12 protein-coding genes and 1 tRNA gene are annotated in these 13,012 nt (G+C 31.2%); 7 read left to right on the plus strand and 6 right to left on the minus strand.

Features of this window, described 5'->3' with window-relative positions; all coding sequences use genetic code 11:
- The first annotated feature begins 100 nt into the window (after positions 1-100).
- Together AC0L3M_RS01310 and AC0L3M_RS01315 are read left to right on the plus strand one after the other, a co-directional pair.
- A complete protein-coding gene (locus AC0L3M_RS01310) occupies positions 101-2,479 on the plus strand; it encodes a TonB-dependent siderophore receptor (RefSeq protein ID WP_473431559.1) in 2,379 nt (792 codons plus the stop codon).
- A 184-nt stretch (positions 2,480-2,663) separates the two neighbouring features.
- A tRNA-Tyr gene (locus AC0L3M_RS01315) sits at positions 2,664-2,745 on the plus strand.
- 175 nt (positions 2,746-2,920) lie between these two features.
- On the opposite strand, the gene AC0L3M_RS01320 is transcribed toward AC0L3M_RS01315, so the two are convergent.
- The 6 genes from AC0L3M_RS01320 to pepT all read right to left on the minus strand — a co-directional run bounded on the left by AC0L3M_RS01320 (position 2,921) and on the right by pepT (position 7,713).
- Complete coding sequence (locus AC0L3M_RS01320; RefSeq protein ID WP_292944176.1) at positions 2,921-3,298, minus strand: hypothetical protein; 378 nt, start codon at positions 3,296-3,298, stop codon at positions 2,921-2,923.
- A gap of 121 nt (positions 3,299-3,419) precedes the next feature.
- On the minus strand, positions 3,420-3,854 hold the full coding sequence (locus tag AC0L3M_RS01325; RefSeq protein WP_473432523.1) for an SET domain-containing protein-lysine N-methyltransferase: 435 nt from the start codon (positions 3,852-3,854) through the stop codon (positions 3,420-3,422).
- Between the two features lie 137 nt (positions 3,855-3,991).
- Entirely contained in the window at positions 3,992-4,849 is an 858-nt protein-coding gene (locus AC0L3M_RS01330) for an autotransporter outer membrane beta-barrel domain-containing protein (protein WP_473431560.1), read from the minus strand.
- A gap of 23 nt (positions 4,850-4,872) precedes the next feature.
- Positions 4,873-5,187 (minus strand): hypothetical protein, encoded by a 315-nt coding sequence (locus tag AC0L3M_RS01335; protein WP_473431561.1) that lies wholly within the window; start codon positions 5,185-5,187, stop codon positions 4,873-4,875.
- A gap of 190 nt (positions 5,188-5,377) precedes the next feature.
- Complete coding sequence (locus AC0L3M_RS01340) at positions 5,378-6,460, minus strand: SMP-30/gluconolactonase/LRE family protein (protein WP_473431562.1); 1,083 nt, start codon at positions 6,458-6,460, stop codon at positions 5,378-5,380.
- A gap of 11 nt (positions 6,461-6,471) precedes the next feature.
- On the minus strand, positions 6,472-7,713 hold the full coding sequence (gene pepT, locus AC0L3M_RS01345; RefSeq protein WP_473431563.1) for a peptidase T: 1,242 nt from the start codon (positions 7,711-7,713) through the stop codon (positions 6,472-6,474).
- A 107-nt stretch (positions 7,714-7,820) separates the two neighbouring features.
- Between pepT and AC0L3M_RS01350 the strand changes: the two genes are divergently transcribed.
- From AC0L3M_RS01350 to AC0L3M_RS01370, 5 genes are all read left to right on the plus strand, one after another.
- On the plus strand, positions 7,821-8,855 hold the full coding sequence (locus AC0L3M_RS01350; RefSeq protein ID WP_473431564.1) for a quinone-dependent dihydroorotate dehydrogenase: 1,035 nt from the start codon (positions 7,821-7,823) through the stop codon (positions 8,853-8,855).
- Positions 8,856-9,482 (plus strand): LysE family translocator, encoded by a 627-nt coding sequence (locus AC0L3M_RS01355; protein WP_473431565.1) that lies wholly within the window; start codon positions 8,856-8,858, stop codon positions 9,480-9,482.
- A gap of 30 nt (positions 9,483-9,512) precedes the next feature.
- Positions 9,513-10,376, plus strand: a complete 864-nt coding sequence (locus AC0L3M_RS01360) for a hydroxymethylglutaryl-CoA lyase (RefSeq protein ID WP_342862138.1) — start codon at positions 9,513-9,515, stop codon at positions 10,374-10,376.
- 216 nt (positions 10,377-10,592) lie between these two features.
- Positions 10,593-11,801, plus strand: coding sequence for a DUF4856 domain-containing protein (locus AC0L3M_RS01365; RefSeq protein WP_473431566.1), 1,209 nt, complete (start codon positions 10,593-10,595; stop codon positions 11,799-11,801).
- A gap of 83 nt (positions 11,802-11,884) precedes the next feature.
- On the plus strand, positions 11,885-12,982 hold the full coding sequence (locus AC0L3M_RS01370) for an imelysin family protein (protein WP_473431567.1): 1,098 nt from the start codon (positions 11,885-11,887) through the stop codon (positions 12,980-12,982).
- The last annotated feature ends 30 nt before the right edge of the window (positions 12,983-13,012 follow it).

Consider the following 13,012-nt stretch of genomic DNA (forward strand, 5'->3'; position numbering starts at 1 on the left):
TAAGTATGATTTTTTATTTAGATTTAGTCTAAATAAACTTTGCGATTATCAAAATGAGATTTATATTTGCGCTTTATTTATAATAAATCTAAATAGTGTCATGTTTAAAAAAATAAGTTTTATACTAATTTTAGCAGTTCAATTATCATTCTCGCAATCCAAAATTACAGGAGCTGTGACTAGTGATTCCGACGAAAAAATTCCATTTGCAACCATCTTATTGGAAGAGATTAATGTTGGAGTGTCAGCTAATGTTGATGGGTTTTTTATCCTTGAAGATGTAAAGGCTGGAAGTTATACTATCAAAGTATCTTCAGTAGGTTATACGTCAATTAAACAAGACATAACTATTACGGATAATGAATCGAAATCTATAGCGTTTAAATTACAATATGATGGCGATTTAGACGAAGTCGAAGTTTTTGGAAGTCGTTTTACTCATCCAGATAAAATTGAGGCTTTAACCAGATTGCCTCTAGCACCTTATGAGCAAATTCAGAGTATTTCTATTATTTCTGAAAAAGTGATTGAACAACAAGGTAATTTAACCATTTCGGATGCTGTAAAAAATGTACCTGGAGTTTATACATTTGCAACCTATGGTAATAAAAGGGAGAGTATGTCTTCTCGTGGATTTAGAGGGATTCCTATTTTAAAAAATGGAGTTAGAGTGCATTCAGATTTTAGAGGTCAAGGGATACTAACCGATATGCAAGGTGTTGATAATATACAAGTCTTAAAAGGTGCAGCATCAGTTACACAAGGTGTTGCTACAGATTTAGGAAGTCCAGGTGGAATAATTAATATTGTAACCAAAACACCTAAATATGAATTTGGAGGCAATGTGTCACTTAGAGGAGGAAGCTTTGGTCAAGCAAGAACAACTTTTGATGTTTATGGACCTTTAACTACATCTAAAACGACTGCATTTAGATTGAATGGTGCATTAGAGCGTGCTGATAGTTATAGAGACGGAATTACTTCTGATAGATTTTATATCAATCCTTCATTTCAATGGAAAACTGATGACAAAACAACCATAACTTTTGAGTTGGATTATTTTGAAGATAGTAGGACACCAGACGTTGGTACTATTAACCTTGGAGATAATGACCAGAATTTGATTTATGATTTACCTTATGATCAATTTTTAGGTTTTGAGAATGATAAATCATTAACAACTAACACAACATATGCAGTTAGATTTGATCGTGAGTTATCAGATAAGTTGAGTCTTAAAGGTGCCTATTATAAGTCAAATTTGGATTTGGATGACAAAGGAGCAAGTCTAGGTAGTGTTGTTAGTGATGTTGATGGTAATGCAATATATAATCAAAAATCTAGAGGTTATTCGGTGTCTACAAGAGCAGATAATAACAGTGTGCTGCAATTTGATTTAGTTGGTGATCAATTAAAAACAGGAACTATTTCTCATACATTTCAAGTTGGTTTTGATTATCGTACGACTAATTATAACACAACTTCGCAAAATGTATCTATTATAGATACTATAGACGTGTTTGCAAGTAATAGTAATAAATTACCAAATGATATTACACTGTCTACACAATCCGCATTAGCTGCAAAGTCTAAAGCTTTTGGTTTTGTTGCTCAGGATGTGGTAACTTTTAATAAATATTTTAAAGGTTTTTTGGGTTTACGTTACAGTAAAACAAGAACAATTACAGACACTGAAACTACCGAAAGTGATGCTTTTAATCCATTAGGAGGTATTATTATATCACCATTAAAAAACATTAACCTGTTTGCTTCTTATACAAACAGTTCGTATCCTAGAACAGGAACTAGATTAGATGTTAATGGTAATGAGTTAGGTAACGAACGTTATGATCAATTTGAAACAGGTATTAAAACTAATTGGTTAAATAGTAGGTTGCGTTTTAACTTAACTTATTTTAAAATAAATAATAAAGACATTAACCTTCCTGTTTATGATATTAACTGGGAAGAAACTGGATATTATGCAAAAGGTGGTAATGATGAGAGAAAAGGTGTTGAAGTGGAATTAAGTGGTCGTGTTTTGGATAACTTGGAAGTAATTACAGGATATTCATACATTGATGCACAATATAAGGAGCATACATCTTATGTCTATGGATCTGCACCATTAAATACACCAAAGCATACTTTTAATATTTATGCTAACTATAGCTTTAAACAACAACTTGAAGGTTTGTCTGTTGGAGGAGGAGTATATTATACTGGCGAACGACCTATTAATGATTGGAGTTCTGGTGCAGTTACTCACCAAGGGATAGTTCCAAATCAAGAGCCTTTTAATGTTGAAGCTTATACACAGGTAAATGCTCAAGTTGCTTATACTTTAAATAACCATTGGAATTTTAGAGTGTTGGTTAATAATGTATTTGATTCAATAGGTTACAACGCTTATAGAACAAGCTATATTAATCAAACAGACCCAAGAAATTTTGCAGGAATTTTGACCTACAAATTTTAAATAAATTGAGTTAGTCTTTAAAGCGTAACACTAAAAATGTTACGCTTTTTTTAGTTTATTATTTTTAATTAAAAATAAATTGAAGCTAACTTATTAAAAATCAATACCGAAAAAAATGACATCAAAAAACAGTACTTTTTTGTTTGTTTAATAGTAAAACTTAAATATATTTGCAATCAGTTTTGGGGAGATACTCAAGCGGCCAACGAGGGCAGACTGTAAATCTGCTGACTACGTCTTCGCAGGTTCGAATCCTGCTCTCCCCACATTTTTAAAAAAGCCTTCTTAAATTTAAGAAGGCTTTTTTTATGCGTTATAAATTTATTTATTTTAAGATATGTCTTAATATAATTTTACAAAAAAAAGCCTTTAACAGATATACTGATAAAGGCTTTTATTTATATAAATAAGTCTATTAAACTTATAATTGCTTTTTATAAATTAAAATTCTACTAAAGCTTTTTTGTAATATTTTAAATCTGATATGTTAGAAGCATTGTCAAGATTTCTAATTAATGAAATCACATACTTTAAACTCTCTATTGGATCTAATTCTGTTTCTGTAACATCTTCTGTATCAGATTCTAATGCTTCATCCTCTAATGGTGTATCCTCTGGTATTGGAATAAGAAAAGAGTCGTTATTTTCGATATGCTCGTAAGTATAACGAAGGACTTTTACTGCCAAAGGGTTTTCTACCTCAATAGTATAAGTTCTTAAAGTTTTAATATCGTCTATTAATGTATCTGAAGTAATACCTGTAGCGTCTAAGTTTTTCAGAATACGGTCTATTACAGTAATGGCTTGTTTATTTTCCAAAGGGTAAGATTAAAATAGGGTTAGTTGCTTTTTGATGCAAATTTAATTTTTTTGTCCTTAGAAAAAATCAATTGTAGATGTTTATTTTAAAATTAATGATAAAACTTTATCTCGTTTTAAATTATCTGTGTTTTTTCCAGTATTGCTTACCATAACCACAAAAAATTTCTTCACCAGAAACAATCTGTTTTGTTGCTATAATACAAACATTGCCATCATCGTCTAAACCTATTTTAGCATTGTTTTTTAATGGACTATTGTTTTTACCTTTACTATCGTTTGCATATTTAGCAAAACAGTCGGTATGCATACTATCCATGATGCGACCATCTAATAAATTAATAAAATAACGATATAGGTTTTGTTGTACTCTGCTTGCTGCTTCTGATGCATCAAGAATTTCTCCTTTAAAAATAGAAATAATTTCATCTTTATATATATCTATAGCAGTATATAACCCATTACCTGCTTCATGTATCTGAGAGGTTTTGACATATAAATAGTCTGCTTCTAAAGCGTCAATAGTATTGTTTTGTGTAGGTGTTGTTTTGATAATTAAATATAGTTAATTTAAACTGTTTTAAGATAAAAAAACAACTTATAAATTAATAGTCATTAAAGATAATGCTTTGTAAAAACCTAAGCTATAAAATTATAGCTTAGGTTTATATTGCTTTTGTACTGTATAGCTATTTAAAATATGGTATATCCAAAAATTACAGCTATTGATTTGTAATCAGAAGTCCAGGAAAGGTCATTACCAAAAAACTGTCTATTAGTTTGGTATCTTATTTCTAAACTATATTTGTCATTATGTTTGTAACCTAATCCAAAAGCTGCATTTGGTCTAGTTTCAATCTCTAAAGGTGATAATTTAGAGCCATCTTTTCTTTCAAATTCTATTATGGAATTTGTCCCTAAATCAATAACGTATGAGGCGTTTAAAAATATTTTAGAATCATTATTTAAAAAGAAATAATGTCTTAGCCCTAAAGGAATTTCAATAGAACTATATTTAATCGAAGTGATTAAAATGCCTCCAGATACTTCTCTTACATTTGAGGTTTTTTCTATATTAAAATTTTGGTATGTTGGCTCAACTATAACAGCCCATTTGTTTTTGTTGTAAGGAAGTATAAATTCTGCTTCTAATCCAATTGCAAAACCTGTTTTACTACCAAAGTCAGTGTCTTTATTGTCAGTATTGTCGTGTTGAAAAGCAAGTGATGTATTTCTTACTTGAGGTCTAATGTTTAAATTAAACAAATCCTTTTTACTTTGATCAAAGACTTTATACTCTAAGTTATTGCACGTGTTATATTTTTCGAAAAAGTTAACTAACGATTGTTCTTTGTATTTTAAATTTTCAATGTCACTTAATTCAAATGTTGAACATTTTAAATCATTCCATAACTGTTGTCTAAACCTATTGTTTGTATTAACTTTATTGTAATCAGATTTATAAGATTTGTAAATTAACTGCTCGATGTCGCTATTATTTTTACTGTAAAAATATCGTGATAGATTGTTGTCTACATATTGAAATAACATAAATTCTCCTTCAACTAATACTTTTAAAAAAGTTCTTCTTCCTTAAAAATAGGTCTTTTATTATTACTTAATTTTTCAAGTTTATTACTAGATCTATCAATATCAACTTTTGCTCGTATGTATTTTATGTCGTCATTAATATTAAACTCCTTAACTGTTGTTATTGAGGCTGTTTGGTAATCACTATTTTCTGATAATCTATATTCAAATTCAGTTGGATTATTTTTCCAGTCAATATTTTTAATTTGGCAAATAATTTTTTGATTAGCATTATTTATGTAGTAGCCATTATTAAAAGTGATTTGTGAATAGCCACTTAGACTTAAAATAGTGGTCAAAAAAATAGTAAATGTTTTTTCATTGGTTCGGTTTTTTAATTTAATTATTTGGTTTATAGCGAATTGATTTTGAAAAAAAATAATTTTCCATCTAAACTAAAATATATTAAATTATTAGAACACCAAAGGGTTACAAAACAAAAAGCCAAAACATTTGTTTTGGCTTATTGTTACAATGAAAATTATAAGTTTACTCCTCCTCTAAAGCTATTTTATTTACTTGAAACGTCATGGTAGGTATTGGTCCTGTGATTTCGTTTATCCTAGAATTAGTGTAATATAACTCATTATTAAAAATACTAAAAGTATCTGCCCAACGGACTAAATCGCCTTCAACTACTGTTGTTGTTTGACCATCTGGAGTTCTTTTTATAATAGCATTATTTTCTAAATCTGCGTAATATAAATTGGCATATTTGTCAAATATCATTCCGTCAGGAGCAGCTGTTTTGGCTATAGTTTCTACTCCAACTTCAATAGCTTTATCACTTCCATTAATCAATAACGTCGTAGGTATAGCATATAAAGTATAGCCAGTTAAAGCATGATAGTACAGTTTATTATCTAATGGATTTAGTGCTATACCATCAGAATGAACGGTATTTTTCCACTGTGTACCATTAATAGTTAGATGGTCTGTCTCAGAGGCTGTAGAGCTGTGGTCTGTTAATACACGTTTAAATAATCCACTTTCTAAATTTAAAACTAACAAACCTGCATGTCCAGAATCTGTAAAATAAGCCATGTTATTTTCTCTATCAATGCGTACATCATTTATGTAAGAGTCTTTAAAAAATACGGCATCAGTCAAGGTGTAGACCTTTTGCAAACTGTTATTGTCTAAATTAAATACAAACAGCTTTGGGTTTGATAGTACACCTTTAAAAAATGGATTTCTAGTATCTACTACAAACAGTTGATTTTTAGAAGCTACAACAGATTGCACAGCTACAAAAACAGAATCTGATATTTTAGCATCAGTGGTCCAACTGTTCCATTTTTGATTTGGATAAGCCATGGATTGTTGGCCAATTACTTCTGTGACAGAATGTTTAACTGTAGGTCTCCAACGCGGAAAGTTAACAAAAACACGACCAGAATCGCTTACTGTAACACCTGTAACTTGTTGACCTGTAAATTCTGCTACTTTGGTAACTTTAATGCTATCTTGCTTTATGGCTTGGTTTACGGTATCTATTGTTGTTTTAGTTTTATCCGTTTTACAGGCTATAAGACTAAACGTAATAAAGGTTAAAAGAAATAACTTTTTCATAGTTGTTTATTTTACTTGTTTTGTTCTGCAGTAATTTCGGCAATCTTGCAAATCACTTCTGTTGCTTTTATCATACTTTCCACAGGAACATACTCATAACGTCCATGAAAATTATGTCCTCCAGCAAAGATGTTTGGACAAGGTAAGCCCATGTAACTTAATTGCGATCCGTCTGTACCACCACGAATGGCTTTAATCAATGGTTTGATATTTAATTGCTTCATAGCTTCTTCTGCAATATCAACAATATGCATTACAGGTTCCACTTTTTCTTTCATATTAAAATATTGATCTTTAATTTCAATAGTCACAACTTCTCTTTCATATTGCTCATTAAGCTCATCGGTTAGTTTTTGCATCATTTCTTTTCTAGCTTCAAAATGACCTAAATCGTGATCTCTAATAATGTATTCTAAAACAGTTTCTTCAACTTCTCCAGAGATAGAGTACAGGTGGAAAAATCCTTGGTAACCTTCAGTATGTTCCGGAGTTTCTAATCTTGGCAACGAGTTGATAAACTCTGTAGCAATGTACATTGAGTTAACCATTTTACCTTTAGCATAACCTGGATGTACAATTTTTCCTTTTACTTTTACAACTGCTCCTGCAGCATTAAAGTTTTCGTATTCTAATTCTCCAATTTGGCTACCATCCATGGTGTAAGCCCAATCTGCACCAAATTTTTCGACATCAAATTTATGTGCACCACGACCAATTTCTTCATCAGGTGTAAAACCAACTCTAATTTTTCCGTGTTTGATTTGTGGGTTAGCAACAAGATATTCCATTGCAGATACAATCTCTGTAATACCAGCTTTATCATCTGCTCCTAAAAGTGTTGTTCCGTCTGTTGTAATTAATGTTTGACCTTTGTATAACAGTAGGTCTTCAAAATAATCAGGAGATAATACAATGTTTTCTGCTGCATTTAAAACAATATCTTTTCCATCATATTTATCAATAATTTGAGGCTTTACATTAGCACCTGTAAAATCTGGAGTTGTATCAAAATGAGAAATAAATCCAAGAGTTGGCACATCATGATCCACATTACTAGGTAAAGTTGCCATTATATAAGCGTGCTTGTCTATGGTAACATCTTCTAGACCAATAGCTTTTAGCTCGTCTACTAATGCATTTGCTAAATCCCATTGTTTAGCAGTACTAGGTGTTGTGTCGCTTGCTGGATCAGACTCAGTATCCACAGTTACATAACCTACAAATCTTTTAATTATATCTTCTTTTGAAATCATTTTCCTTTAACTTTTAATTCAGGGTATAAAGTTACAATTATTAAGTTTTTTAGCTTTTGAATTGCTCATTTTTTTAATTAGAATTACTTTTGTGCAAACCTATTAAGATGTACAAATCCCTTCTAAGACCTTTATTTTTTAGTTTCGATCCTGAAAAAATCCATCATTTCACATTTTCATTAGTAAAAGTAACGTCTAAGATTCCAGGTATGGCGTCATTGTATAGACGTTTGTATACTATTGAAGATCTTAAATTAGAACGAAAACTTTTCGGTTTAACCTTTAAAAACCCAGTCGGATTAGCAGCAGGTTTTGATAAAAATGCGGTGTTGTATAATGAATTGGCAAACTTTGGTTTCGGTTTTATAGAGGTTGGTACTGTTACGCCAAAAGGTCAGGTTGGTAATCCAAAAAAACGTCTGTTTAGGCTAAAAGACGATCAAGGGATTATTAACAGAATGGGCTTTAATAACGAAGGTTTAGAACAAGCTATTATTCAACTTAAAAAAAATAAAGGAAAACTTATTATTGGTGGTAATATTGGGAAAAATACACAAACTAAGCCTGAGGATTATACCAAAGATTATTTAGAGTGTTTTAACGGTTTACATCCTTACGTAGATTATTTTGTACTTAATGTAAGTTGCCCAAATGTGGGTAGCCATGCTAAATTAAACGATAAAGACTATTTGTTAGAGCTTATAAGTACTGTGCAAAAAGCTAATAACACGTTTGAAAAACAAAAGCCAATCTTACTTAAAATTGCACCAGATTTAAATACTATTCAATTAGATGAAATTATCGAGCTAATTGCCGAAACTAATTTAGATGGTGTAATTGCAAGTAATACGTCTGTGGATCGCTCTAATTTAAAAGCTTCCGCAGAACGCTTAGCCGAAATAGGTAATGGTGGTGTTAGCGGACAACCAGTTAAAGATAAATCTACTAAAGTGATTAAATACCTTGCAGATAAAAGCAATAAAGCCTTCCCAATTATTGGCGTTGGAGGTATCCATTCTGGACAAGATGCTTTAGATAAGATTCAAGCAGGAGCGGACTTAGTCCAAATTTATACAGGTTTTATTTATGAAGGACCAAGTCTTATTAAAAAAATTAATAAAGCTATTTTAAACAAAGGGTAAATGAATTACGAAATACTTTTCGGATTTATTTTAGCCACAACAGCATTAGCTTTATCACCAGGACCTGATAATATTTACGTTTTAATGCAAAGCATTACTAATGGACGTAAATATGGTATAGCGACCGTTTGTGGTTTAATTTCTGGTTGTTTAGTGCATACTACTTTAGTTGCTTTTGGAGTGTCTGCTATTATAAAAGAAAGTGATACGTTGTTTTTTATAATCAAGAGCTTAGGTGCAATATACCTACTATACTTGGCTTTTAAAGTTTTTAAAAGTGATGCAACTGTGAGCTTAAGTAATGATGCTGCTCCAAAAAAAAGTATGATGCAATTGTTTAAACAAGGTGTTATCATGAATGTCTTAAATCCTAAAGTGTCTATTTTCTTTTTGGCCTTTTTTCCTGCTTATTTATTTAGCAAAACTATAAGTACGGTCACGCAGTTTTATGTTTTAGGTCTATTGTTTATGGCTACGTCTTTTATGGTTTTTGCATTAATCGCAATTTTAGCAGGATTTATTTCGGATTACTTAAAACAGAGTAAAAATATCGGGTTGGTTTTAAAGTGGTTACAGATTGTTGTGTTTATTGGAATAGCTATTTTTATATTCCTTTCAGAAAATTAAACTACTTTTATAGAAGAATTAAATTTTAAAATGTCAAATCAAGTAAAAGTTATAGAATGTCCAAGAGATGCCATGCAAGGCATTAAACAGTTTATACCTACAGATCAAAAAGTGCAATACATACAATCGTTGCTTCGTGTTGGTTTTGATACAATTGATTTTGGAAGCTTTGTATCTCCAAAAGCAATTCCGCAAATGGTGGATACTGCAGAGGTATTATCTAAACTAGATTTAAGTACTACTAGTAGTAAATTGTTATCTATTATAGCAAACTCTAGAGGTGCAGCAGACGCTTGCAAACACCCAGAAATAGACTATTTAGGTTATCCGTTTTCTATCTCAGAAAATTTTCAAATGCGTAACACGCATAAGACTATAGCACAATCAATCGTATTACTTCAGGATATTTTAAATCAAGCAGATGCAGCTAATAAACAAGTTGTAGTCTATATATCCATGGGATTTGGTAATCCTTATGGAGATCCATGGAATGTAGAAATAGTAGGAGAGTGGACTGAGCGTTTAAGTAAAATGGGAGTAAAAATTTTATCATTAAGTGATACTGTCGGAACCTCAAATCCAGAAAATATAGAGTACCTCTTCTCTAATTTAATTCCGCATTATAAGGAAATCGAGTTTGGTGCACATCTACATACCACACCAGATTCTTGGTTTGAAAAAATTGACGCTGCTTACAAAGCAGGCTGTAAACGTTTTGATGGTGCAATCCAAGGTTTTGGTGGCTGTCCTATGGCTAAAGACGATTTAACAGGTAATATGCCAACCGAAAAAGTGTTATCCTATTTAACTTCAAAAAAGGTTAATAATTTAAATGCGATGTCTTTTGAAAGTGCTTACAATGAGGCTTCTAAAATATTTAAAGCTTACCACTAACCATACTATAACTCATTAACTTTCATTAAAAATGAAAGAACTTTAACAGGTGTAACTTTTTGATTTACATACTGTTAATAGCTTTGCGTGGTTTTAATTTAAATTTATTCTAAATAAACTTGCATGAAATGCTTTTCGTTTTTATTTTTGCAGTCAAATTGCAAATCTATTTGTAATTAGTCTAAATAACAATTAAACTTAATATAACACAAAAAAATGAAAAAAATCGCATTAGGATTAGCTGCATTTGCTACGTTAGCACTAACGTCTTGTAGCAGTGACGATGACAACAATCAGGTTTTTACTAATAATGTAACAGCTCCAGATACGTATACGTTTGAAAGAGATGGAAACTCGACAGTTAGCTTTGGTGGTCAAACAACACGTATCCAAATGGCTCAAGAAATTGTTTCAGGTATGGTAGACCCTTCTAATACAGAAGCTATTCTAGATAACATGTTTGCACACGTGCAAGATGCTAACGATTTTTCAGACGCAAATTTAAACGCATCAGATAAAAACGTAAGAAGTAAAATTGCAGCCTCTACAGATTTTTATTCAGCAAACACAACAGATGCCAATAACATCAAAGCGACTTTTGATTTTTTTATTGAAGAACAAGTAAATACAGTATTCCCTAATTGGTCAACAACAGCAACAGCAGGAGTTGCAGGACAATTACAGCAAATAGGTGGTGGAGCAACACGTTATGTAAATGACAAAGGTTTAGAGTATAATCAAGCATTTGCAAAAGGTGTAATTGGTGCATTGATGGTAGACCAAATGTTAAATAATTATTTAAGTCTATCTGTTTTAGACGAAGCTGATAACAAAGCTAATAATTCGGCAGGTGTATTAGATGGTACAAATAACTATACTACAATGGAGCACAAATGGGATGAGGCTTACGGTTACTTATATGGTAATGAAGACAATCCAGCTGTACCAGTATACGAAGCAGATAAATTTTTAAGTGAATATGTTGCTAAGGTAAATGAAGATCCTGATTTTGAAGGTATAGCATTAGATATCTATAACGCATTTAAATTAGGTCGTGCAGCAATCGTTGCTAAAGATTATGAATTACGTGATGTACAAGCACAAGTAATTAGAGGAAAAATATCTGCAGTTATTGGTATTAGAGCCATCTATTATTTACAACAAGGTAAAGCTAATTTAGATTTAGATAAGGCATCAGCATTTCATGCATTGTCAGAAGCTTACGGATTTATTTATAGCTTACAATTTACAAGACAACCAGGTACAAACGATCCATACTTTACTAAAGACGAAGTACAACAAATGTTAGATCAGTTAATGTTAGGAGATGGATTTTGGGATGTAACAGCGTCTTCATTAGATGCCATTTCTAATACTATAGCTGCTCAGTTTTATTTTACTGCAGGTCAAGCTAGTAGTTTATAAAATATATAATTTATTATAGCAGTTGTTTATTTAAACTACTGCTATGTTTTATTTTTGCACACTGAAAAAGAAAAATTTTAATTATGAAAAAGTTAGTTTACATCTTTGCTATTATGTTAGTAATAGTAGCATGTTCAGAGTCTGATGACACAGGAAGCAGCACTAGTGCTTCGCCTGATAATTATAATAGAGTTGCTATGCAAACCAACTTAGCAGACAATATAATTATACCAAGGATTCAAAATTTAAAATCAGCTTTACAAACGTTATCTGATGTAAATAATACGTTTACAGCAACGCCAAACCAAGCTAATTTGGATAATATTAGAGCTGCTTTTGTAAGTGCATATAAAGATTGGCAATTAGTAGAGCCTTTTAATATCGGTCAAGCCGAAATATTACAATATAACTTTAAAATGAATGTCTATCCTACAACAGTAGCAGACATTGAAGCTAATATCGCCAACGGAAACTACGATTTATTAGCAGCTGCTAATAATGATGCAGTAGGTTTTCCTGCTGTAGACTACATGTTACATGGTATAGCAGCAACAGATGCAGACATTTTAAATAAGTATACAAATGCAAACTACGTAACATACTTAACAGATTTAATTGCACAAATGAATAGCTTAACACAAAACGTGTTAACGGATTGGACAACAAATTACAGAACTGTATTTATTAACAGTACAGAAAATACAGCATCAAGTGCAGTAAATAAATTTATAAACGACTATATTTTTTATTTCGAAAAAGGATTACGTGCTAATAAGTTTGGTATTCCTGCAGGTGTATTTTCTGCAACGTCACTGTCAGACAAAGCAGAAGCTATTTATAATGGAACAATCTCCAGAGATTTAGCAATTATAGCTTTGAATAATGTACAAAATATCTTTAATGGTAAAGCATCTAGTACAACTCCAACTGGAGAAGGTTTTTATAAGTATTTAGTAGCATTGGACAGAACAGATTTAGCAACATTAATTAATACAAGAATTGATGATGCTAGACAAAAAATACAAAATTTAAATGCGGATTTAAAAACACAAGTTGAAGTTGATAGTGTAAAAATGACTGAAGCGTATGACGCCTTACAATTAGTAGTTATATCTTTAAAAGTAGATATGTTACAAGCTTTTAATGTAAGCGTAGATTATGTTGATGCAGATGGAGATTAATATCAAGTAACAATAATAAATAAAAGGTTG

It is taken from the genome of Olleya sp. KJ81-1, assembly GCF_055808135.1.

Excerpts from the sequence above, each read along its gene's own strand:
- pepT (WP_473431563.1), bottom strand. The coding sequence starts at position 7,713 with ATGATTTCAAAAGAAGATATAATTAAAAGATTTGTAGGTTATGTAACT.
- AC0L3M_RS01360 (WP_342862138.1), top strand. The coding sequence starts at position 9,513 with ATGTCAAATCAAGTAAAAGTTATAGAATGTCCAAGAGATGCCATGCAA.
- AC0L3M_RS01355 (WP_473431565.1), top strand. The coding sequence starts at position 8,856 with ATGAATTACGAAATACTTTTCGGATTTATTTTAGCCACAACAGCATTA.
- AC0L3M_RS01365 (WP_473431566.1), top strand. The coding sequence starts at position 10,593 with ATGAAAAAAATCGCATTAGGATTAGCTGCATTTGCTACGTTAGCACTA.
- AC0L3M_RS01310 (WP_473431559.1), top strand. The coding sequence starts at position 101 with ATGTTTAAAAAAATAAGTTTTATACTAATTTTAGCAGTTCAATTATCA.
- AC0L3M_RS01370 (WP_473431567.1), top strand. The coding sequence starts at position 11,885 with ATGAAAAAGTTAGTTTACATCTTTGCTATTATGTTAGTAATAGTAGCA.
- AC0L3M_RS01340 (WP_473431562.1), bottom strand. The coding sequence starts at position 6,460 with ATGAAAAAGTTATTTCTTTTAACCTTTATTACGTTTAGTCTTATAGCC.
- AC0L3M_RS01330 (WP_473431560.1), bottom strand. The coding sequence starts at position 4,849 with ATGTTATTTCAATATGTAGACAACAATCTATCACGATATTTTTACAGT.
- AC0L3M_RS01350 (WP_473431564.1), top strand. The coding sequence starts at position 7,821 with ATGTACAAATCCCTTCTAAGACCTTTATTTTTTAGTTTCGATCCTGAA.